19 protein-coding genes are annotated in these 22,033 nt (G+C 53.0%); 6 read left to right on the top strand and 13 right to left on the bottom strand.

Features of this window, described 5'->3' with window-relative positions:
* The first annotated feature begins 41 nt into the window (after positions 1-41).
* A complete protein-coding gene (locus tag MKX51_RS14840; protein ID WP_340992917.1) occupies positions 42-941 on the top strand; it encodes a DUF1835 domain-containing protein in 900 nt (299 codons plus the stop codon).
* Positions 942-1,226: 285 nt separating this feature from the next.
* On the opposite strand, the gene MKX51_RS14835 is transcribed toward MKX51_RS14840, so the two are convergent.
* Positions 1,227-1,850: a lysozyme inhibitor LprI family protein gene (locus MKX51_RS14835; RefSeq protein WP_340992916.1), complete on the bottom strand. Its 624-nt coding sequence runs from the start codon at positions 1,848-1,850 to the stop codon at positions 1,227-1,229.
* 234 nt (positions 1,851-2,084) lie between these two features.
* Between MKX51_RS14835 and MKX51_RS14830 the strand changes: the two genes are divergently transcribed.
* Positions 2,085-2,921, top strand: coding sequence for a TrmB family transcriptional regulator (locus tag MKX51_RS14830; RefSeq protein WP_340992915.1), 837 nt, complete (start codon positions 2,085-2,087; stop codon positions 2,919-2,921).
* Positions 2,918-4,168, top strand: a complete 1,251-nt coding sequence (locus MKX51_RS14825) for an MFS transporter (RefSeq protein ID WP_340992914.1) — start codon at positions 2,918-2,920, stop codon at positions 4,166-4,168. Before MKX51_RS14830 ends, MKX51_RS14825 begins: the two co-directional genes overlap by 4 nt.
* A gap of 116 nt (positions 4,169-4,284) precedes the next feature.
* On the opposite strand, the gene MKX51_RS14820 is transcribed toward MKX51_RS14825, so the two are convergent.
* Together MKX51_RS14820 and MKX51_RS14815 are read right to left on the bottom strand one after the other, a co-directional pair.
* Positions 4,285-4,749 carry a phage tail protein gene (locus MKX51_RS14820; protein WP_340940773.1) on the bottom strand — a complete coding sequence of 155 codons (465 nt, stop codon included), beginning with the start codon at positions 4,747-4,749 and terminating at the stop codon, positions 4,285-4,287.
* A 26-nt stretch (positions 4,750-4,775) separates the two neighbouring features.
* Positions 4,776-5,261, bottom strand: a complete 486-nt coding sequence (locus tag MKX51_RS14815) for a GyrI-like domain-containing protein (protein WP_340940774.1) — start codon at positions 5,259-5,261, stop codon at positions 4,776-4,778.
* Positions 5,262-5,358: 97 nt separating this feature from the next.
* On the opposite strand from MKX51_RS14815, the gene MKX51_RS14810 reads away from it, so the two are divergent.
* Positions 5,359-6,321 (top strand): helix-turn-helix transcriptional regulator, encoded by a 963-nt coding sequence (locus MKX51_RS14810; RefSeq protein WP_340992913.1) that lies wholly within the window; start codon positions 5,359-5,361, stop codon positions 6,319-6,321.
* Between the two features lie 261 nt (positions 6,322-6,582).
* On the opposite strand, the gene MKX51_RS14805 is transcribed toward MKX51_RS14810, so the two are convergent.
* Positions 6,583-10,131 carry a glycosyl hydrolase 53 family protein gene (locus tag MKX51_RS14805; RefSeq protein WP_340992912.1) on the bottom strand — a complete coding sequence of 1,183 codons (3,549 nt, stop codon included), beginning with the start codon at positions 10,129-10,131 and terminating at the stop codon, positions 6,583-6,585.
* Between the two features lie 209 nt (positions 10,132-10,340).
* Between MKX51_RS14805 and MKX51_RS14800 the strand changes: the two genes are divergently transcribed.
* A complete protein-coding gene (locus MKX51_RS14800) occupies positions 10,341-11,516 on the top strand; it encodes a serine hydrolase domain-containing protein (protein WP_340992911.1) in 1,176 nt (391 codons plus the stop codon).
* A 204-nt stretch (positions 11,517-11,720) separates the two neighbouring features.
* Here the strand turns inward: MKX51_RS14800 and MKX51_RS14795 are convergent, their stop codons facing one another.
* The 7 genes from MKX51_RS14795 to MKX51_RS14765 all read right to left on the bottom strand — a co-directional run bounded on the left by MKX51_RS14795 (position 11,721) and on the right by MKX51_RS14765 (position 18,368).
* On the bottom strand, positions 11,721-12,632 hold the full coding sequence (locus MKX51_RS14795; protein ID WP_340992910.1) for a glycerophosphodiester phosphodiesterase: 912 nt from the start codon (positions 12,630-12,632) through the stop codon (positions 11,721-11,723).
* Between the two features lie 44 nt (positions 12,633-12,676).
* Positions 12,677-13,447, bottom strand: coding sequence for an endonuclease/exonuclease/phosphatase family protein (locus MKX51_RS14790; protein WP_340992909.1), 771 nt, complete (start codon positions 13,445-13,447; stop codon positions 12,677-12,679).
* A gap of 234 nt (positions 13,448-13,681) precedes the next feature.
* Complete coding sequence (locus MKX51_RS14785) at positions 13,682-14,773, bottom strand: PRK06851 family protein (RefSeq protein WP_340992908.1); 1,092 nt, start codon at positions 14,771-14,773, stop codon at positions 13,682-13,684.
* Between the two features lie 163 nt (positions 14,774-14,936).
* Positions 14,937-15,647, bottom strand: coding sequence for a Crp/Fnr family transcriptional regulator (locus MKX51_RS14780; protein WP_340940782.1), 711 nt, complete (start codon positions 15,645-15,647; stop codon positions 14,937-14,939).
* A 40-nt stretch (positions 15,648-15,687) separates the two neighbouring features.
* Complete coding sequence (gene rd, locus MKX51_RS14775) at positions 15,688-15,870, bottom strand: rubredoxin (RefSeq protein ID WP_076075525.1); 183 nt, start codon at positions 15,868-15,870, stop codon at positions 15,688-15,690.
* Positions 15,871-15,901: 31 nt separating this feature from the next.
* Positions 15,902-17,113 (bottom strand): NAD(P)/FAD-dependent oxidoreductase, encoded by a 1,212-nt coding sequence (locus MKX51_RS14770; RefSeq protein WP_340992907.1) that lies wholly within the window; start codon positions 17,111-17,113, stop codon positions 15,902-15,904.
* A 16-nt stretch (positions 17,114-17,129) separates the two neighbouring features.
* Positions 17,130-18,368 (bottom strand): FprA family A-type flavoprotein, encoded by a 1,239-nt coding sequence (locus MKX51_RS14765; protein ID WP_340992906.1) that lies wholly within the window; start codon positions 18,366-18,368, stop codon positions 17,130-17,132.
* Positions 18,369-18,879: 511 nt separating this feature from the next.
* On the opposite strand from MKX51_RS14765, the gene MKX51_RS14760 reads away from it, so the two are divergent.
* Complete coding sequence (locus MKX51_RS14760; protein WP_340992905.1) at positions 18,880-20,028, top strand: epoxide hydrolase family protein; 1,149 nt, start codon at positions 18,880-18,882, stop codon at positions 20,026-20,028.
* Between the two features lie 89 nt (positions 20,029-20,117).
* On the opposite strand, the gene MKX51_RS14755 is transcribed toward MKX51_RS14760, so the two are convergent.
* Complete coding sequence (locus tag MKX51_RS14755) at positions 20,118-21,548, bottom strand: M56 family metallopeptidase (protein WP_340992904.1); 1,431 nt, start codon at positions 21,546-21,548, stop codon at positions 20,118-20,120.
* Positions 21,549-21,557: 9 nt separating this feature from the next.
* A complete protein-coding gene (locus tag MKX51_RS14750) occupies positions 21,558-21,932 on the bottom strand; it encodes a BlaI/MecI/CopY family transcriptional regulator (protein ID WP_340992903.1) in 375 nt (124 codons plus the stop codon).
* Positions 21,933-22,033: the final 101 nt, after the last annotated feature.

Below are 22,033 nucleotides of genomic sequence, written 5' to 3'. Positions count from 1 at the left end.
AAGTGGTATTATAAGGGATATGTTAGGTTAGGAGTGTGTTTATGGCTAAGGCACATGGAGTTTCAAATGAACGAATGGAACAAGAATATGTACATATTATTTCTGGCATGTCAGATGCAGGTTCCCTAAAAGTGGCGTTCAGTGCCCTCGGTAAACGTGAGACAAGCCAAGTGCTTGCTTTTAATGAATTGTTCTCAATTGGGCCCTTATCAGGCTTGGACACATTAACGGGAATGCAGAACAGGCATCAATGGGTGGGGGAACGTGATGAGAATTACAGCATCAGCCAGCATTGCCACCAAGAGAACCAGCTTGTCCGCATGTCACAGACAGTGAAAAGCATCCCGCCCCATAAGATCATCGTCATTTGGGTGGCGGATAATGCGCATGACCAGACTGGTCTGCGTTTCGTATTACATCTGTTGCGGGATCGCATACAGCCGGTGCGTATGGTTGATGTGACTGAGCTTTATCATTCAGCAGGGATTCATAGCAAAGAAGGGGTCACACCCCATTTTATAGGCGGAACCGATCGTGAGGATTACTTATATATCGTAAAAAGCCATGGTCAAGGCCTCCCTCTTCAATCTGATCAGAGAAGGAGATATGAATTGGATTGGCTCAGGCTGGCGGAGGAAAATCAAATGCTGCGTCTATGGAAAGATGCCGCCATTATTAGCTGTGATGAAAGCGCTATGGATGAGGTGATTCTCAGGTCCGTTATTGAACTGGAACAGGAGCAAGAACGGAATCAGGCCAGGAAGGGATACGTCAGCGCAGGGAGTGTCTTCATCCGGGTGTTAGAAGTCTCACGGCAGCTAGTGGACACTTCATTTATAGTAAATAGAATGAGGGAGATGATTAACCGGGGAGTCTTGTTGTCCCACGGAGATTCAGAAGATTTGAATCAATTCTCGCTTAGGCGGGCATCTGCAGATTAAGTGAATAGATTTAAATTAGTGGGCTTAGATGTATTACGTACAACTAAACCGTCTAATTTACCGCCTAATATCCGCTTAACTGCATTCCGTACAATTAAATTTCCTATTTTCCCTGAGTTCCCTCTATTCGGGCAGATTTAGTTGTACAGACTACAGTTAGAAGACGAAATCCCTCCTTTTTGCGGTTTTTAATTGTACAGAATACACTTATCAATTCTTCAGTCATACAAATGGTCAAAAAAAGAGCCCAGCGGCCCTCCTTACGAGAGTCACTACGCTCTTTGATTACTTCATATACAGCTCAACCAGCTTATAACAACGTTCCTTCGTCACTGAGGCCAAGGTAGCCGCGTATTCCAGCCCCTCCATCGTTCCGCCTTTATACTTGGCAGCAGCTTCCTCTGCTGCTTTATCGCGTTCCTTAATCCAGCTTAGCTGCTCATCTTTCAGTTTTGCCATATCAGCTTCGGGAAGCTGCACTTTAAGCTCCTGGTAGATTTCATTCAGCGCCTTGTCCCATCGCTCATGCTCCTTGGAGGCGGCCTCCTTCATATCAGTCATGACCCCGCTGTCTGACATTGCCTTCAGATCGCCAAGGCCCTCTTCAATCTTATCCAGCTTGTCAAAATACGTCTGCCGCTGCGATTCCCCCGCCGCCCCGCTGGCCTTCGGCGTGGCTTCCGGTGCGGTCGTCTGCGCTGGTGCCTGTGCTGTAGCTTCCGGTGCGGGCTCTGCGGTAGCCTCAGCTGCCGGTTCCGGCGTGACCTCGGGTGTAACCTCCGGGCTTGCCGTCGCTGCTTGTCCGGTCTCTGGAGTAGCCGCTGTACCGCCATTTCCCGCCTCGTTATTGCCGCAGCCAGCCATTAACAGACTGGAGATGAGCATGGTAGTCAGAATTGCTTTTCGCATAAGTCCTCATCCTGTCATTGGTTTATAGTCGAGACTCTCTTGCATATCGGCTTTTTAAGCCGTCTTGAGAGTTATTACCTGATTTCACCCGACTGTAATCATTTTTGTGAGACGCTCGGTGCTGCGGATGGCCGGATATTGCTGCTTGACAGTACTTTAGGATCGGAGTAGTATTTTGAAATACTTCTACATACAACGAAGCATTACTTACTCTCACAGAAAGGCGGTTCACCCATGATTGAAGCATTACGCAAGCTCGGCTTATCCGATCTGGAAGCCCGCTGCTACCTGGCGCTGCACGGCCAGCCGCCCTCCTCGGGCTATGAGGTAGCCAAGCAGGTGTCCGTGTCCCGGTCCAATGTATATGCCGCGCTGCGCAGTCTGGTAGATAAAGGAGTCTGCCGGACAGTCGAAGGCGAGCCGGTTACCTTCGCTGCAATTCCGGTCCGGCAGGTCGTTAAGCTGCTTCAGGCGGAATTTGAGCGCACCGCCCGCCTACTGGAGAACGAGCTGACCCACCTGCCCGCCGCACCGCCCTTCTTCAGCAACTGGAAGGGAGACGCGCAGGTCGATCTGGCGGTTAAGCGGCTTGCTGCCAATGCCAGCACGGAGATTCTGGTAGATATTTGGGCTGAGGATTTGCACCAGATAGAAGACACACTGCTTGCCGCCGAAGAACGTGGCATTGCCGTCCACCTGATGGTGATAGGTAACATAACTACAGCGCTGTCGCATGTCATTGTGCATAGCGTACCGGCAGGCGGGCCGAAGGCCGCCCGGAACTTCTCGATCCTGCTGGATAAGGAGACCTCGCTTCTGGGCAGCTTCACCCGCCATTCGCAGGCTTCGGCGCTGGAGAGCAACCATCCGGCTGTGCTGGATGTGCTTCAGACGTCTTATTATCACGATGTTGTGATGATGCGCATAGAGCAGGATTTCGCCCAGGAGCTGGAGGCGCGTTACGGCAAGAATTACTCCTTAATATTCCAGGAACACCCTGAGATGCGCGGGCGAAAGCCGGAGCCTGCATCTGAACCCGATTCTGATCGCTTGGAGGATGACACCCTTTGAATACTTTGAATACACCGGATAGGAATACTCCACGCTCGTCTGTATTGCATAACCGCTCGTTCCTGCGCTTATGGATCGCGCGGATCTTCTCCACCAGTGCCTTCCAGATGCTGTCGGTAGCGATTGGCTGGCAGATGTATGCGCTGACCGGCAGCGCCTACCAGCTTGGACTGGTCGGGCTGGCCCAATTCCTGCCCATGCTGCTGCTGACATTGCCTGCCGGACAGACGGCAGACCGCTATGACCGCCGAACCATTGTGTTCCTGTGCCAGCTTACAGAGTGCCTCATCGTGCTGCTGCTCGTCCTCGGCAGCATCGAAGGCTGGCTCAGCGCAGTCCACCTGCTGGCAGCCGCAGCAGTCCTTGGCGCGTGCCGTACCTTCGAGAGTCCGGCCTCGGCGGCGCTGGTCCCCGATATCGTGGACCGCGAGCAGTTACCTAAGGCAGCGGCCTGGTCCGCGTCTGCGATGCAGACGGCGATGATCGTCGGCCCGTCCCTCGGGGGTGTTCTCGTGGTCTGGGGTACGGCTGCCGCTTATATCGCCTCGCTTGCCGCGCTGCTGGTATCGACAGTGCTGATTTTCTTCGTCAAGACTGTTCATTTCGTCAAAAAGCTGGACGCAGTCAGCATGGACACCTTCCTCAGCGGCCTGCGGTTTGTCTTCGCCCGCAAGATTATCCTGGGTACAATCTCGCTGGACCTGTTCGCTGTCTTGCTTGGCGGGGCCACGGCACTGCTGCCGATCTTCGCCGAGGATATTCTGAAGACCGGCTCGCTCGGTCTTGGCCTGCTGCGTTCCGCCCCGGCGGTGGGCGCGATCATCGTCTCGCTGATCCTGACCCGCTACTCGGTAGAACGCGCCATCGGCCGGATGCTGTTCGCCTCACTGGTCGTGTTCGCTTTGGCCACGATGCTGTTCGGCATCTCCCACAGCTTCTGGCTGTCCCTGTTCGCGCTCGTTCTGATCGGCGGCTCGGATGTCGTGAGTGTCGTTATCCGCTCGACACTGGTGCAGGTCAACACGCCGCAGGAGATGCAGGGCCGGGTGAACGCAGTGAATTCGTTATTCATCGGCACCTCGAACCAGCTTGGCGAATTCGAGTCTGGCACCATGGCCGGGCTGGTCGGGGCCGTGCCCGCAACAGTGATCGGCGGAGTTGGCACCCTGATTATTACCGTGCTCTGGATGTACCGGTTCTTCCCGGTCCTCCGCACCCAAAAGACGTATACAGCGGAGGAGATCTGAACGGCCATAAGGGGCTGCCAGTTGGCAGCCCCTCTTTAAGTACTTATATGTTTTGCGGTCCAGCAAAGTACCCGAGTAAACTCCGAAGCTTAAACTTCACTTTGTGGGGATTTTTATTAGTACTCTCCCTTAATCACAAAAAATGATCCCCGGATCGTACCGGCCAGCTTCGACTTCTGCCGCGCGAACTTGAACTTGTCCTCCAGCTCCTTCGGAATCTCCATCCCCTCCGAGAGCTTGAATCCGACTGCCCGCTTCTTGGGATCATCCACTGTGTACATCACGTTAAGCGCAAGACCATCCTCATAGAAAACGTAGGCGAACCGGATATTCTCCACCTGGAACTGCGACGTTTGGAGTGGCTTGGCAGCAAACTCAAGGCCCCGCTCCTTGCTCAGAATCCCGTTCACGTAATCCAGCGTCTCCTGGCTTTCACTGGCCGGAACGACTGTGAATTCATGCTTATACTTGTTCATGAAATAACGCGCTTCATTCGCACGCAGTCCTGCCAGCGCCTCAGCAACAGGCGACGACTCCAGACCTTGCACAGACACCTCTTTGAAATCAACTGTATATGCCATAGTTAGTTATCCTCCATTACATTACTTTAGTTTCTGACGACAGGAATCCACATTTCACCATACAGCGAGCGATCCCGGCTGCCCATCTCCACAGCCGCATTCGGCCCTCCTACGTACGCGTATCCTTCTGCTTGCGGCAAGGCTTGTCCGAAGGCCACGCCCGTCACGGTATTGCTTAATTCCTCCGTTGTCGCTCCTTCGCCTGCCACTACGAGGTATTCCCCCTTAGGGAATTGAATCACCCGGGCTTCCTGCGGAATCTGTGCACCTGCGGCTGCCATCACCCCGGCGTAATGCATCATCTTGCCGTTCACCGCTTCGTTCACCACAAACACATAGTTATTCGCCGCAATCCCTTTTAACAAGCCGAGCCTGCCATCTTCACTGACCGCCTGCCAAAAATCCGCTTTCTCCTTATAAATCCCGGCATAATCCGTGTAATCACTCTTCAGCTCGACCCCCAGCCCGATCACCGTAAAGCTGTCTTTCTCTGCAATAGTATACCCTGCCATTGTTATATCCCGCCTTTATTCCTATTTGTGTTCCTCACCTGCTATGTATATGATAACCTTGAATCATGTCAAAAAATGAACCTGTTTAGGAGCCGCCATGAAAAAAGTAGAACGGATCAACATCATCATGCGGTACATTAACAATCGTGCCCATTTTACGCTGACGGAAATCATGCGGGAATTCAATATTTCGCGTTCAACCGCTCAGCGGGATATCCGGGAGATTGAGGCGCTCGGAATGCCGCTGGTCGCTGAGGTGGGCCGGGATGGCGGGTATTCCGTTATGCGCAACTCTATCCTTCCGGTGGTCCGGTTCACGGATAACGAGGTCAAAGCGCTGTTCATTGCATTCATGGCGACCAGAAACGGCCAGCTTCCTTATCTCAGGAGCCGCCAGTCGCTGACGGAGAAATTGCTGGCGCTCATCTCGGAGAATCAGCAGGAGGAGCTTGTTCTACTCAATCAGATCCTGCTGTTTGAGGGCACCCACCCGGGCAATCCTGATCTGCTGGACCTGTCCGATCTCCCCCACCCTATGCTGGACAAGCTGATCCGGCTCCTGCTGGCGGACCGTTATCTGCAAATTACCTGTCAGGAAGAACAGACGAACAAGTCCTATTCTGTGTATCTACTGCGTCTCTATCAGGAGAAAAGCCTGTGGCTCATCGAGTGCTTCGACCTGGACGAGTCCAGAAAACGGATCATCCCGGTTGACCTGCTTACTGATGTCATCCCCTACCCGGAATCCAAACGACTGAGCGCGAAAAAAATCAAGGAGAAGCTGAGCAAGCAGCAGGTGAAGAACAACCTTGTCCTGGAGCTCGGTCCCCGGGCCATTGCCCAATACCGGAAATATCACCCGTTTAGGGTGGCGCTTTCCTATACTAACCCCTACCAAACTACCGCTATTCTGAAAATGGAAGTCGAGGTGAACCGCACGGAGGAGCTGAAGGAAGTCACGAATTGGCTGCTATTCCTAGGCGACGACCTTACTATGAAGGAAGTTCCGGAGGAAGTCAGAGCGGAACTGCAAGCACGAACTGGCCAGTTTCACCCTTAGGAAGCAGACTCGCCTTCCAGCTGCCAAATGTGATCGGTTTTCCGATTACATTTCGCCCGTTCGCCTTCCAGCTGCCCAATGTGATCGGTTTTCCGATTACACTGCGCCCGTTTGCCTTCTTGCTGCCCATTGTGATCGGTTTTCCGATTATACTGCGCCCAGCTCCTTCTCAACCATACTATCCCATGCCAGTAAAAAGAGCAGCGCCCCCATTACAGGAAGATCGCTGCTCTACTTCTACATATACTCTTATCCTCTTGCTTACAGATTAAGCAGCAAACTCAATACCTTCGCACACTCTGCACGTGTCGCATTGGCCTGGGGCTTGAGGAATCCGTCCGGAGTCCCTGTAATGATGCCTAGTGAACCGGCGGCACTCACGGCCTCCTTAGCCCAGCTGTCAATCTTGGCGGCATCGGCAAAAACTGGCAGGGAACCTGCCGGAGCCTTGCTTCCAGAGCGCAGCTCGTAGGCTCTCACAAGCAGCGCTGCCATCTCTTGGCGCGTGACCGGCGCTTCTGCTGCGAACCGGCCGGCCGCATCGCCCTTCACGATTCCGGCTGCAAAAGCAGCCGCGACATCGCCCGCATACCACTTGCTGCTGTCTACGTCAGCGAACGAACTCAGGCCTTCCGCCTTCAGCCCAAGGGCACGGACAAGCATCGTAACGAATTCGGCACGGGTCACTTCTCTCTTCGGTGCGAAGCGTCCTTCCCGGTCGCCCTCGATAATATGCTTGGTAGCCATCTCTTTAATCACTGAGTAGGCCCAATCCGCCGGACTCACATCTGCAAAGCTCTTGTCATACTCCAGTACAGCATAATTGCCGGATTGCCGTACCTGTGCAGTCAATACGGACTGTTCCCAGGTTCCGCCTGCATATTCAAGCGTTCCATCGTCTGCGGCCGCATAGACACCTGCAAGCATCGGGTTCCCGTTCTCCTGAACCTTCAAGCGAAGCGTAACAGGTTCCGCGAACGAGACCAGCGGAGTCTTCACTCCCTGCTGATTCAGCACAGACAGCCTGAGATTGAACATTTCTCCGGCTGTTCTCAGTTCAGCCTCACTCTTGGTATTGGCCTGAAGTGTCCAGGCCGTCTTCTGCTCTGGGGACCATGGCTCAAGCACGACAGAGATCATCGAGCCCTTCTGCTGCTGCCCGGCTAAGCCTTGAAGCTGCTGCACAACCTGGCCTGGAATCTCTACAGCTACCGTCTTGCCTTCCACCTTCAGGCCGGCTATTCCCTTAAGAGCCGCGGCGTCAGCGGGTATTCTTACTTCGCTCTGACCCTCAGCCAGTGGGATCACAATCTGGTTCTGTGCATTCACCTTCGGCTCAGTTACAGTCAGAATCTCCGGCTGCGGCGTGGCTGGCGGTGTAGCTGACGCTTGAGCTGTTGCCAGCGGTGCTGTCCAGCCTGAACCGGAGTCCGTTCCTGTTGCCGTAGCCGGGCTTGGCACAGGACTGGCTGCCGGACTTGGTACAGGATTCTCTTCCGGGCTAGTTACCGGTTCCGTTACCGGAGGTGTCACCGGCTCCGTTACCGGAGGTGTCACCGGCTCTGTGACCGGAGGTGTCACTGGTTCACTCGGTTCACTCGGTTCATTGGGTTCACTTGGTTCACCAGGAACCTCAGGTGTAGTTGTGCTATTGCGCACGAAGGTCACCTCTTGCAGATAGCCGTAATGATTATCCGAGTCCGTGATGACCTTGAAGCCCAGCGATGCACTTCCGTCTTCCCCGATGTGCACATGCTTTAGCGTCAGAGTCCGGGGCTTCAGCCAGGCGCTGCCTGAATAGGTAACAGGCACCGAATACGTCTGTCCCTCGGAGATCACATACATTACCGAACCGGGAGAAGGTTCACCCTTGTCCCCGAAGATTTTGGCCTGGAGGGTATAGGTTCCGGGCGCAAGTCCGGTCATTTCATGAGTAAGATTGAAGTTAATCGGCTTGTCATCCCCGTAATCGAAGCCGCCTGAAGCATTGCTGTCACCGAAGGTAGCAGGCTTGGAACCGCTCAGATACCAGTCGGACTTAGCGCCGTTGACCGTTAGATGATCGGTGCTGACGGCTCCGGCTTTTTTGACCAGCTTGAAGTCATCAATATTCCCCCACTTGTCTCCCGCAGATTTCAGATTAGCGCCTAGTGTCAGCGTTCCATCTGTAACCTCAACGGTATCGATGGTTGGATTACTCCATTGCTGCCAGCCTGTGTTGACAAACTGCTGCTTCTGATTGCCCGCAAAAATCTCAGCCGTCTCTTCCCCGCCCCCGCCCGAGACCCAAGCGGATAACTGATAGGTTCCATTCTCTAGTCCTGTGACCGTCTGGGAGATTTGGAATTCCGCAGCCCCTGAGCTCCAGTAGTGCAGTGCAGCCGAACCGGAATGGGCATCCGACTCCACATTGACCGCCGCGCTGTCGCCGCTTACGGTCCAGCCGTTCAGCCCGTCCTCGAAGCCGGGATTCTGAATGAAGCTTGTGCTTGGCGAGACTGTAATCTCCGTTGAATCTGTAAATCCGCCGTCATACGTAACCGCTGTTACTGTAGAGGTGCCCGCAGATAGCCCGGAGATCGTTCCTTTATACTTGTCTACCTTGACGATGGCTTCATCAGAGCTGGTGAAGGTCAACCCCTTATAGGTTGCATTCCCCGGGCTGATTGTTGCCTTGACGCTGCCGGTTCCGCCTACTTCAAGGATTTCGGTCTGCTTCTCCACTTTTACCGACTGAACCGGCACCCGGTTGATTGCAGAAGCACCGTCGATAAAAGCATCCATCGCGAAGGAAGGCTTTCCGTCCGGGTTCCAGGCAGACAGCCCATAACCGAAGTAGACGCCCTCGGGTGCCCAATAGAACACACCTGTTCCCTGGCCTCCAGGTACAGCCTTCACGCCATCCTGCACAGCAACTAGCATGTTGTATACATTATCCACATTCTTGCTCACATCGCCGCCGACCTCGACGACCATGACCTCTTTTCCGTATTTTGCAGCCAAAAGGTTCATATTGGAGGACAATTCATTAATCGAAGAAGTGAAGATCGAATCCGGGTAATACGATAACCCGATGATGTCATAATCGCTGTCCTTAAGCCCCGCTTCGACCAGACCTGCATAGAACGGATCTACACCGGTGTCTGCCCCGTTGGCTCTGTGAATAATGATTTTGGTCTCAGGAAAAACATCCTTGGCCGCATGTGAGCCAGCCTGGATCAATTCCACCAGATTCGCCGTATTGCTATAGCTGCCCAGCGGGTGCATCATCCCGTTATTAATCTCATTGCCAATCTGCACCCATTCGGGGGTTACCCCCGCGTCCTTCAGCGCCTGCATCACCTCTGTGGTGTACTCTGAGACATGTGCTTTGAGCTGCTCCAGATTATCACTGGCCCAGGCGGCCGGAGTAACCTGCTTCCCGGGATCGGCCCAGGAATCACTGTAGTGCAGATCGACCATTACCCTGAATCCGAGAGCGCTTACACGGGAGGCCAGCATAACCATCTCTTCGGTGCTGTTATGCCCGTTGATCGGATCATCGGATGGATGGACGAAAGCCCGGAGACGGATCGAATCGATTCCGTGATCCTTCAGAATCTGGAGCAGGTCCGCTTCGTCTCCCTGATCGTTATAGAATTTGTAGCCCTCAGCTTCCATTTGCGGCAGCCAGCTGACATCTGCGCCCTTGGCGAAGGATTGCGGAATAGGAACCGCTCCAGCTTGTGCCGGTAATCCAAGTGTAGTCAGCGACATGATTAGCATTGTAAAAGTAAGAACCGCCGCAAGCCATCTTGTTCTTTGTTTCAAAATATTACCTCCCTGTGATAGTCTCTCCGTTAGTATAGACGACCAGAAAGGTAACATTGAATTAAGCGAAGCAACGAAAACCTATACTTATTCAATTTTTTCACTGAAATGCGCTTACATTCCACTCTGAAAGACGTATAATATTCTCTATGCGAAATGCTATTCCCCCTGGAATATAGATAACGGTTCATATCAAAGGAGACCTAGAGATGCTGGATTCAAACACAACCCGCCTAATTACCAAAGCGCTAAGCGCAAGCATTGCCAATAAGGAAATCGCCGGTGCGAACTTCATGGTGCTTCAGGATGGACAAGAAAGCTGGTATCACGAAGACGGCTATGCCGATATTGAAGCTGGACGCAAGATGTCCAGGGATTCGATCTTCCGGCTATACTCGATGACAAAGCCGGTTACCGCCGCAGCCGTTATGCTGCTCCTGGAGCGCGGGGAGATCGACCTGTTCGATCCGGTCAGCCAGTACATACCCGGATTCAAAAATCAGAAGGTAGAGAAGAACGGCGAGCTTGAGCCCGTGAGCCGGGAGGTTGATATTAATGACCTGCTGAACATGACCTCTGGCCTGGTCTACGGCGGAGAAGACCTGGCGGGTCAGTATACGGATGCATTGTTCCGGGAACTCGACAGCCGTCTGCAGGGCGATAATCCGATGAGCACACAGGAATTCGCCAATCGGCTGGGCGAAGGCCCGCTGTCCTTCGAGCCGGGATCATCCTGGCAGTATGGCACCTCTGCGGATGTCCTCGGTGCATTAGTTGAAGTCGTCAGCGGCATGCGGTACGGCGAATTCCTGCAGCAGGAGATCTTCGGTCCGCTGCAGATGAAGGATACCGGCTTCTGGCTGCCCGAAGACAAGCGAGACCGGCTGGCCTGCATCTACCAGGATGACGGCGAAGGCGGCTTGACCCGGTATTCAGCGAGTCACCTGGGCGTTAACCATCATATGGACCGGGAGGCGGCTTATGAAGCAGGCGGAGCCGGGCTGGTCTCGACCATTGAGGATGCCGCCAAATTCACCACCATGCTGATCAATCAGGGCAGCTTGAACGGAGTGGAGCTGCTGAAGCCCCGCACCGTTCAGTATATGACCTCGGCCAGCTTGACCAGCTTGCAGCAGCAAGGCTTCAATCCCTGGCATTCGCTGCAAGGCTACAGCTATGGCAATCAGATGCGCATCCTGACCGATCCCGGTCAAGCCGGTGGGCTCGGCAGCCTGGGAGAATACGGCTGGGACGGCTGGCTGGGCGCTTATTTTGCCAATTGCCCGCAGGAACGCCTGACCATCCTGTTCATGATCCAGAAGAAGGATGCCGGTACCCTGCCCATTACGCGCAAGCTGCGGAATATCGTGTTAAGCGCATTTTAAGCACAACAAGTGAAAACGGCATTGCCGTCCTTTTAAAGGACGGTACCGTTTCAGCGAGAAATAGAAGGATCATTTATCGTGTGCAACCTATAAATTCTTATATTTCGCTAAGGGTCCAGTTCATGTCCGGGTATCGGACAAGAACTGGACCCTTCTTCTGGCCTTTTATAGTAAATGAGCGGTCTGTCCCCCCAGCCTCCACTCCTACCATTTGGCATTTGCCCTGTTGGCGGCAATCACTTCAAGGAAGCGGTCGGGATAATTCGTATGCACTCCGTCTACTCCCCAAGAATAGGCTTTATCCATATTAAGCTGGTAGTTCACCGTGTACGGGATGATCTTGAGCCCGGCTCTCTTCACCTGAGCTACATAAGCCGCGCTGATTCCCTGGAAATTCGGACTGATGCCTACGGCATAGGTCTTCACAGTATCGAGATAGGACTGAGTCACCCTCGTAGCCGCATAATCATTCCATACCAGCTGATATAGCGGAATATCCGGGTTGATCGCATGAAGCTCCCGCAGACTGGCTGCGCTGAAGGAGTGCACGGACACCCTTTTGGCGAGATCATATTTCAATATCGTTTCATTCAGGATCGCTTCTATCCCGAACTTCGGGGCAGGCTCCTTGATCTCGATCACATAGTTCATGTCCTTGCCGAACCTCTCGAATACTTCTTCAAGCGTGGGGACGGTAAGCCCAATATAGAGATCTCTGGCGAACATCGGGTAGTCCTGATTGAACCAGGTGCCTGCATCGAGCTGTTTGATCTGCTCCAGGGTCATATTCTTCACGAAGCCTTTGCCGCTTGTAGTACGGTTAACCGTCTCGTCATGAATCACAACCGGAATCAGATCCTTGGTCAGATGGATATCGAGCTCAATCGAGTCGGCATTCATCTCACGCGCCAGCTCGAAGGCCGGTATCGTATTCTCAGGAGCATAACCGGACGCGCCGCGGTGGGCAATCGTATAGACTTTGTCTGCCGGTTCGATGATCTCCTTCACCTTCACCCGGATGACCGGAGAGTACGCATACAGTGTGGAGAACAGGGATATACACAATACAATATGCACTCCGATAAAATAACCCTTATGTCTGAATATCCTCATCATGCCGTTGTCCCCATTTGTGAGTGATTATATCCGGGCTTCGCCCGTCAGATTTCCAAAGTTGCTGTAACAGGATAATGATCCGAAGGGTATTTCCGGTCGAAGCTGTCGGTTACTGTCCGAGTCTTCAGTACTTTCACCTGCTTGTCCGTAAAAATATAATCGATCTCCATCAGCTCATCCCATGGAATATCGTAGCGAAAATCGGTGAATGTACCCCAAGGGCCATAATGTGCCTCAGCCGCCCTGCGGGTATCAGTCAGCTGCGCTGTAATCTCCCGGTAGCATCGTTCGTCCGGTAAAGCATTGAAATCCCCTGTGATCACAACCGGGAGATTTCCGCCTAGATTACGGACCCAGTCCAGAATCATCAGCGCGCCGCGGTATCTGGCTTCCTCGCTGATATGGTCCAGATGGGTGTTCACAAAGTGAATCCGGTTCCCGTTTCTTGTGTCCTGCAGCCTCACCCAGGTGCAGATCCGGTTGTAAGCTGAGTCCCAGGACTTGGAAGGTACCTCCGGCGTTTCCGACAGCCAGAACGTGCCTCCGTCTTCTTTGGTGAATACCGACTTGTTATAAAAGACCGGGCAGTGCTCACTATCAGGATCATGATCACGGCTGATGCCTTCCACCTCATAATCCTCAAGTGACGCCAGGTATTTCAGCTGATTGCCCCGCGCCTCCTGCAGTCCGAAGACGTCCCAGCGGTAATGCCTGATCAGGCGCAGCATATGCTCCTTGCGTAACGCCCAGCGGTTCTCTCCGTCTGCCGGATTGTCAAGGCGGATATTGAAGGAAGCCACTTCGTAAGTAGTCATTGATATTCTCTCCCCTTTGGAATGTAAACGTTTTTAATGATCTCTGGTTACATATTTAAGGTTATAAGTTTATACCTTGATGAAGAACGCGTCAACCGGTAGGAGCGCACCACACGGGCCCGCAGCCATATCCGTTTGTTAAAGAATCCGGTTAAGCCGAAAAAGGCCTTACCCTGCGGATAGCAAATACCTCCGCAGGATAAGCCCCGAGACTGGCTCAGATCCTATTAACCGCTAAGCCTGTATGTTATCCAGTTCAGCAGATATCCGGTTTCTGGCGGCATCCACCACGCTAAAATCCATCGCGGCGATATAAATTTTCTTTAATTCATCCCGGTGCACCTTGGCCTCTGCCAATGCAGCTATCGCCGTTTTCATTGTGGCTTTATATTGTGCGCTTACTTCCTCTAGCGGCCCGGCGAGGCGTTCATCTGTTCCCGGTGCAACAATGGCTTCATACGTATCGATGATTAAGTCTCCTTCCCGCTCCGGGTCATATTCATGCGGGCTGGTGCTGTCAAAGATGGCAAAGTCAAGCTCACGCACAATGACCATATCCAGACTGTGGGGATCAAATCCGCAATGATAGATTTCCGTATCAAAGCCCCTCTTCTCCGCTTCGGCGGCGATTTTGCGGAGTATCGTTGATTTGCCTGTTCCGGCCCGGCCTTTGAGGAAGAAGCGTCTGGACAGCCCTTCGGTCAGATTAGGGACAAAGTCAACTGCTCCTGCCGGCGTTGCTGCGCCCAGAAACCGGTGCTTGACGTCAGCGCTTCTCTGAAGATGAGCTTCACCAAACAGCTGTTCCAGCATCAGGGCCGTTAATTGATCCGCTTTACCGAAGTCCATATGCCCGAAGTAAATCTTTTCCCATTCGTCATGAATGCTCAGGGCCTCCGCAAATCTGCTGTACGCCGCCGCATAGGCACCAGCAACCTTCTGATTGATCTCCTCAATGCTCTCCCTTTGGCTGGTAAGTGCTGCCGAGTCCCACGCTTCGCCCAGGTTCACGTATTCCAGAGCCGCTCCGGGAGCCTTGGGTTCGATCACATGGGGCGCAGTCCCGTCAACAATACCCGCGCCAAGCGCCGGAATAATGACCCCGTCAATGGAATCCTTATCGGATGAACAATGGATCAGCTCAATATCGTATCCCCGCTCCGCCCATTCCGTACCGATTGCTCTCATCAGGGAGGATTTCCCGGTACCGGGACCGCCTTTCAGTATGAATATCCGCCGGAGCCCTTGAAGATTCGATTCGAACAAACTGTAGTAGCCGAGAGCCGTATTGCCGTCTGCAAAATATCTTAAAATCCCCGCAGCCATACACCCACTTCCTTTCCCGTTGTCGCCTGGTAGGCTTATAACCATACAATATGCGTCAGGTATTTGTAAGGTGCCTGGCGCGGGAATTACGTCCAGTCCACGTGAAAGCGGCATCCCCATCATCAAATGACAGAAATGCCGCTTATTCTATATTTCAATCCCCTTAAATTCCCATGAACCGCTCCACACCCGCCGGGTCCATGACCACCATCTGCTTGTTGCCGATCAGCTTGATCAGACCGGAGTCCTCGAAGCGGGAGAACTTCCGGCTGATGGTCTCGCGGGTCACTCCGACATAACTGGCCAGCTCTTCCCGGGACAGCGGGAGGTCGATATGTACGCGTCCGCCGCGCGGCTTGCCGTATTTCTCGCTCAGCTCCATGATCATATACGCGATCCGGATTTCCGGGTCTTTGGTCGCCAGACTCTGCGCCAGATTCTCGGTGTGGGCGAGCCGTTTGGTTAAGCTTTTGAGCAAGCGCAGGGAGATGTCAGGATTCTCGGTCATTAACTGCTCCATATCGCTGCGGGTCAGCAGGCAGATATTGGTGTCTTTCAGCGCATACGCACTGAAGTTGCTAAGCTCGTCGCTGTTGAAGATACTGAGTTCCCCGAAGAAATCCCCGTTTGTCAGGATATGCAGAATCTGTTCCTTTCCTTCGGGCGTAATCTTGGATAACTTCACATGTCCCTGCTGAATAATGTACAGCGTATCGGACGGCGCGCCTTCGAGAATTAGCGGCTGTCCCTTGGTGAATTTGCGGTGCTTAATCATCGCGCTGATCCGGGTAAGATCCTCATCGGTCAGCGCGGCAAAAATCGGTACCTTGCGTGTACAAGGTTCTGCGGCGTGCTGGCAGGAATGCTCTTTCATACCGTTCCCCCTGTAATGTGAAATGTGAAGCCTTAATCCACTAATGCGCAATTGTGTTCTTTTCCTCAACGGGTACGAAATGGCTGGTGTCCTCACCGCAGACCGGACAGACCCAATCTTCCGGCAGATCCTCGAACGCTGTTCCGGCAGCTACATCCTCATCGGGATCGCCTACCGCCGGGTTGTAGATGTAGCCGCAAGGGGTACAGATATACTTTTTCATCATACTCATCTCCTATATTCTTAGTAGTTAATCAGTTCAGAACAGACTGTGCTTCCGCTATAATGTCTTCGATGCTCTTGCCGTCAGCACTCCCGCTCAGCCGGATGCCCTGCTCAACAGCCGCCTTGTAAGCCAGCGAAGCCGCAGCGCCCTGCCAGGACAACGCCCCGACAATGACATGATCCTTCACAAAAATCCGTGTATACGCCCCGTTCTCTTCACCGCATACCGACTCATCGCAATTCCGCTCATCGGTGTTGCCGATGGAGAACAACGACACCCCGAACGCATTGAACAAGGTCACCGGAACCGCTCTGCGGTATACACTCCGGGCTTCGGCCATATTGCTCCCTGCAATTCTGCCCTGTTCCATCGCTCCGCCCCACAGGCCTTCCACCAGCCCGCCGAACTCGGCAACGTCACCCGCTGCATAGATATCCGGAGCACTCGTCTGCAGATATTCATCCACAATAATGCCGCTGCGGACCTCAATCTTCGAGCCGTCAACCAGAGCAGTATTCGGAACAATCCCAATGGAGTAGACCACATGGTCACACGGGAAGCTCGTGCCGTCATTCAGCGTAACCCCAGTGACAACCTCTGTCCCCTCTATGGAAGCCACACCCGCTTGAAGAATCACCTTCACCCCGGATTGTTCAAGGGTTTCTTGCAGATGCTTGGAAGAGTAGCTGTCGAGCTGTCTGCCCATCAGGGCAGGTGCGTATTCAACCACAGTTACCGTATACCCAGCTTCGTGAAGCGCCCAAGCGGTCTCAATCCCCTGCACCCCTCCGCCGATGACGGTTACGCGGCTGCCTTCCTTAAGACTGTCCTTCAGCCGGTCTGCGTCAGCCAGCTCCCGGATGCTGTGTACGTTGGCAAGTCCGGCACCCTGGATGGTTAATGCGCGGTTCTTCGCCCCCATGCAGAGCAGCAGCTTATGGTATTCCACACATTGGCCGCTCTCTGTCTCTACCGTCTGGCGCTCCGGGTGGATGGATACGATGCGGGTGGACGACTGCACAGTAATGCGGTTATCGCGGTACCATTTCTCCTTCTTGATCAGAACCTTCTCGCTATGCAGATCGGTGAACAGGCCCTTGGTCAGCTTGATCCGGTTGTACGGCAGGCCGCTCTCTTCCCCGAGAATGGAGATTTCCGAGTCCGTGTCCTGATCGCGGATCGCTTTGGCGGCATGGACGGCGGTTACACCGCCGCCAACAATTACGTAATGCTTCGTCATGTTCGCTTCCTCCTCCCTAGATTGAACTGAGCAGCAGATCCGAGACAAATTCGGTTGCATGCTTAATCTTCTGGACCTTCTCAGGCTCTCTTGGAGAGAATCTCACCCGGACGGGGAACTCCACATGGGTCATGCCGGTGGTTTTGATCACCTCAGAGGTGCTCTGTACAATCATGTTCGTTCCGTTCAGGTAATCCTGAATCACCTCGATCGCTTCTCCGCTCCAGCCGTAGGAGCCAAACGCCGTGGCAAGCTTACCTTCCAGGTTCATCTCCTGCATGCCCTTCAGCACTTCCTCCAGGTTCCCGATCATATCTGCATACTTCGTGGAGCTGCCGATGAAGACGGCGTCTGCCGATTCGATGCTGTGGAGGATGTCTGCGGTGCTGCTTTTATCTGCGTTCCAGACTTCGGTCTCAATATTGTTCTCCTTCAGGCAATTCTCAATGATCGCGGCCATCTTCTTCGTGCTGTTCTTGATGGTGGTGTAGACAATGACAGCCTTCTTGCCCTGGGTAGTCTCCCGGCTCATGGTGGCATACAGCCCGATGAACTTAGGAATGTCCTCGCGGATCAGGAATCCGTGGGAGGGTGCAATCATGCGGATCTCCAGATCCTTCACCGCTTCCAGCAGCGTTCTTACATATCTTCTGTGCGGATGGATAATGGCTGCATAATAGCCTTTGTAATCTTCAGTGATATCGAAGCCTGCTTCATCGCTGAACAGATGCTCAGCAGCTACATGTGTACTGAAAATATCGCAAGGGAACAGGATCTTGTCTTCCACACAGTACGTAATCATCGTCTCTGCGGTGTGGAGGTACGGCGTTTCTTTGAACAGCAGGGTTTTGCCGCCGATATCCAGAGTGTCTCCGTCCTTCACCACCAGGAAGTTGCGGCTGTGCAGCTTATACATCTCCTGCAGCTCCGGCACAGCGATCTCGGTGCAGACAATCGTAGCATTCAGAGCCTGTGCCGCCAGTGCCGCCAGTCCGCCGGAGTGGTCAGGCTCGGTATGGTTAATGACGATGTAATGAATATCCATCAGGTCGATCATTCCGCCAAGACACTCGGCATATTCGCGGCCGAATTCCATATCTACCGTATCAATTACGGTTGGCTTGCCGGTCTTGAGGAGATAGGAGTTATAGGTTGTTCCCTTGGCGAGAATCAGGCGGTGGAACGGAACTTGACGGTCGTCTATTTTGCCTACCCAGTGGATGCCCTCGGCGATTTGTCTGGTTTGTGTACTCATTAGTGTTAGCCTCCAATATTTGATTGATAATCCTTATCAGCAACCTCATTCTATTACGCCAGCCGCTGCAAAAGGAGGATTCAAATCAAATTTCGGAAGTTTGTGAAACCTTTCGTTAGGTATACTCTAAATGTAGCCTACTTCACGGAAGTTGTGGTGCGTGTGGTCACAGACGGGGGTGGAAATCTAATTTAAGTGGATTTAAGCAACTGCTATCTAGTTCGTACTTGTAGGTTTTCGTTTATGGGTACAGCCGTGACTCCAGAGAATGTTTGGCCCTCCGGCCGCTGTTGTCCCCAGATTTCTTGATTAAACCGCTAATCGCGGTAGAAATCCAAATACAAAGGCGGTCGCCAACGCTCCTCCAGTTCCAAATTTCCCCTCCGCTTCTTTTTGCTTTTTGTTAATTTCTCTAAAACGTCTTATACATTAAATACCTTACTCTCATACTTATCAAGTATAGTTGTATTATCGATGGTGCTGAACTTATCACACATAAGGAGCGATCGTAATGACGGTTGAACGTTATCAAATCCATGTTGCCGATGAAGTCCTGGAGGATCTGAAATACAGACTGGAGCATGTCCGCTGGCCTGGTATGTTCGAAGAATCTGGATGGGACCGGGGGACAGATCAGGCGTATCTGAAATCCCTTATTGCCTATTGGCGGGATCAATTCGATTGGCGGACCCGTGAATCGGAGCTGAACAAGCTGGCACATTACCGCTGCAAGGTGGACGGGCTGGATATACATTTCGTGCATGAACGCGGCCAAGGCCCTAATCCCCACCCGCTGATCCTCACTCACGGATGGCCGGACAGCTTCTTGCGTTACGAAAAGATTATTCCCATGCTTACAGATCCGGCGAGCTACGGCGGAAATCCTGAAGATGCCTTCGATGTGATCGTGCCTTCCGTACCCGGATTCGGCTTCTCGAACGGACTGAAGCGCACGGGCATCAGCAATTCCCATATCGCCGGGCTATGGGCCACATTAATGACCGAACACCTGGGTTACAGCAAATTCGCTGCGGCAGGCGGAGATATCGGCTCCGGTGTGACCCGGTATCTGGCCTTCAACCATCCTGAGCTGCTAAGCGGAATTCATCTAACCGACATCGGCCTGATCAAAAATCTGCTGGCGGTGCAGGATAAGTCTGACCTGACGGAAGAGGAGCAATTGTATATCCGAAACACCTCACAATGGATCGCCGAGGAAGGCGGATATATGCAGATTCAGTCGACGAAGCCGCAGACGATTGCTTACGGGCTGACCGATTCCCCTGTGGGTCTGGCGGCTTGGATCATTGAGAAATTCCGGGCATGGAGTGATTGTAAGGGCGATCTGCGGCAAAGCTTCAGCGAGGATGAGTTACTTACGAATATTATGATTTATTGGATTACAAATACGGCAGGCTCGTCCGCGAATTTGTATTATGAGAATACACATACTTTGCCGCCTTTGGGGGCGATTAAGGTGCCTACAGCGGTAGCGCTATACCCTGGGGATGTCTGTCTGCCGCCCAGAGCCTGGGCTGAACGCAATCTGAATATTACACGGTGGACCACGATGCCCCGCGGTGGACATTTCACAGCTATGGAAGATCCGGGACCGCTGGCGGATGACATCCGTGAATTCTTCAGACCTTTCAGGGATTAGAACGTGTTTGTGAAAAAAACAGGGGCAGCCTCCGCTTGGGAAGCTGCCCCTGACTGTGATTATATACCGGCAGATTGAATGCAGGATGTTTACTTTGCTGGTGCTGGAACGCTCTCTGCCGGAGCCGGCACTAGCTCCGGAAGCGCCTCTGCGATGGCCTCTTCCTGGGCAGGGACCGGCGCAGGGGCAAGCCCGGAATCCGATTGGGCTGCGCTTGCTTTCGGTACTGTTACAGGAGCACTCTCCTCAGGGGCTGCTACAAGCTCAGGCAGCGGCTGGGCAATTATTTCTGCTTGAGCAGATCCTGGAGACTGCTTAGCGGGAACCGTTACAGAACCAGCAGATTCAGATGGCCCAGCAACAAGTTGTCCTGCTTTATACTCCTGGGCGGGGATGGTGCTGCTCTCGGCAGGCTGGGTTCCAGAACCTTTGGCTGGCTCGGTTATTTTACCTTCAGGCACTGTAGAAGCCGCAATTTCGGAAGCGGCATTATCAGAAGAAGTATACTCCGAGTCGGCGACTACTTGCGGTGTCATCTTGGAGGCCAATGCCGCCGTAGAGGTGCCGATCCCTGCAATTAATAGGGCTGCGGTGACCGATAGGAAGAGGGTCTGTCTGTTTAGTTTTTTTACGTTAAGCATATGGGTTAATCTCCTTTGTAATTGTTTGCCGTCACCGGATAATAAGGCGTAGAAAGCTCCGGGTTGACTGGTGGGCCCTGCCATGACATTCAGAATTGTCCCGCCGTAACGTTTGCGGTCGGCATGAGACATCTCTTGCACCACTTCCTGGTCACAGGTCAGCTCACTCCAGGTATGAAGCTCATGACGAACGGTGTGAACTAGCGGGTTGTACCAATGTAATGTACGGACTGCAAGCAGTGCAGCCTTGATCCACAGATCCTTCCGCTTCAGATGAACCAATTCATGGCGCAGGACCATCTCCATATCCAGATTGGGATGACTCTGTATAGGCAAATAGATCGACGGTCTCCATAGACCGGCCAGAAAAGGACTGCGTGCGACAGAACTGTACGCGAGCTTCACGCTACATGTGAGGCCAAGCTCCTCCTTGATGCTCTTTAGCATGCTGGCTGGCTCACTATTCTCCGGTACCATGGTACGGTTACGCTTAAGTACTCTGGTAAACCTGCGGTACGCATATCCTTGCCAGGCGGCAAAAATGATGGCTCCCGCTGCCCAGATCCCTAACAGGATATATGCGGTACTTGCGGAAAGGGCTAGAGCAGGCTGCAGAGATTCCGCTACATACCCGGTTAGCCTCCCACTCTGGGGATTCTGTACACTTGTGGCTACGCGCGGCGCGCTTAGGTGTTGGGATAACCACGGCAGGATCAGAGCTATAGGGATCAAATAAAAGACTAAGGACAGCTTAATGAGTCCGTAACGCCATCGGGCCGGGAAATGTCCGGTCGAGAACCTCCCCAGTGCCTGAATGCTGAGTGTAACTACGCTTCCGGCAACGGTTAGCGGGATTAGAATATCGAGTAAGGTCTTCATCGTCATCACCTACTTTTCCGAGAACCAGTGCTTCAGCTCATCAATATCCTGGTCCGACAGCTTGTCGCCATCGTACATGGCTGAGATCAGATTCTTGACAGAGCCCTGATACAGCCCGTCCAGGACATGCTGAGTTTCGACCAGCTTATACTCTTCAGGCGAAATCACCGGGGTATATTTGTTTAACCGGCCATGCCTGGTGGCAGTCAGAAACCCTTTATCCACTAACCGTGACAGAAAGGTGGAGATCGTCTGCGCCTTCCAGTCACGTCCCTTGTGCGCAAACTGGTTCAGCAGCTCCGTTGAAGTTACTGGCGGCGTACTCGCCCAAATGGATTCCATTAGCTCTAATTCTGTATCCGATAGCTTGTGAATCTTGCTCACCGTGAACACCTCTTCATTTCGTTATGCGTCCATAACATTATTACTACACTACGTAGTAGTTATAATCTACTACATAATGTAGTGGTTAGTCAAATGTATAG

The sequence above is a fragment of the Paenibacillus sp. FSL M7-0420 genome, assembly GCF_038002345.1.
Classification (GTDB): Bacteria; Bacillota; Bacilli; order Paenibacillales; family Paenibacillaceae; genus Paenibacillus_AQ.
This window is presented reverse-complemented; position numbering and strand designations above follow the sequence as displayed.

Excerpts from the sequence above, each read along its gene's own strand:
- MKX51_RS14840 (WP_340992917.1), top strand. The coding sequence starts at position 42 with ATGGCTAAGGCACATGGAGTTTCAAATGAACGAATGGAACAAGAATAT.
- MKX51_RS14835 (WP_340992916.1), bottom strand. The coding sequence starts at position 1,850 with ATGCGAAAAGCAATTCTGACTACCATGCTCATCTCCAGTCTGTTAATG.
- MKX51_RS14830 (WP_340992915.1), top strand. The coding sequence starts at position 2,085 with ATGATTGAAGCATTACGCAAGCTCGGCTTATCCGATCTGGAAGCCCGC.
- MKX51_RS14820 (WP_340940773.1), bottom strand. The coding sequence starts at position 4,749 with ATGGCATATACAGTTGATTTCAAAGAGGTGTCTGTGCAAGGTCTGGAG.
- MKX51_RS14815 (WP_340940774.1), bottom strand. The coding sequence starts at position 5,261 with ATGGCAGGGTATACTATTGCAGAGAAAGACAGCTTTACGGTGATCGGG.
- MKX51_RS14810 (WP_340992913.1), top strand. The coding sequence starts at position 5,359 with ATGAAAAAAGTAGAACGGATCAACATCATCATGCGGTACATTAACAAT.
- MKX51_RS14800 (WP_340992911.1), top strand. The coding sequence starts at position 10,341 with ATGCTGGATTCAAACACAACCCGCCTAATTACCAAAGCGCTAAGCGCA.
- MKX51_RS14795 (WP_340992910.1), bottom strand. The coding sequence starts at position 12,632 with ATGATGAGGATATTCAGACATAAGGGTTATTTTATCGGAGTGCATATT.
- MKX51_RS14790 (WP_340992909.1), bottom strand. The coding sequence starts at position 13,447 with ATGACTACTTACGAAGTGGCTTCCTTCAATATCCGCCTTGACAATCCG.
- MKX51_RS14785 (WP_340992908.1), bottom strand. The coding sequence starts at position 14,773 with ATGGCTGCGGGGATTTTAAGATATTTTGCAGACGGCAATACGGCTCTC.
- MKX51_RS14780 (WP_340940782.1), bottom strand. The coding sequence starts at position 15,647 with ATGAAAGAGCATTCCTGCCAGCACGCCGCAGAACCTTGTACACGCAAG.
- rd (WP_076075525.1), bottom strand. The coding sequence starts at position 15,870 with ATGAAAAAGTATATCTGTACCCCTTGCGGCTACATCTACAACCCGGCG.
- MKX51_RS14770 (WP_340992907.1), bottom strand. The coding sequence starts at position 17,113 with ATGACGAAGCATTACGTAATTGTTGGCGGCGGTGTAACCGCCGTCCAT.
- MKX51_RS14765 (WP_340992906.1), bottom strand. The coding sequence starts at position 18,368 with ATGAGTACACAAACCAGACAAATCGCCGAGGGCATCCACTGGGTAGGC.
- MKX51_RS14760 (WP_340992905.1), top strand. The coding sequence starts at position 18,880 with ATGACGGTTGAACGTTATCAAATCCATGTTGCCGATGAAGTCCTGGAG.
- MKX51_RS14755 (WP_340992904.1), bottom strand. The coding sequence starts at position 21,548 with ATGAAGACCTTACTCGATATTCTAATCCCGCTAACCGTTGCCGGAAGC.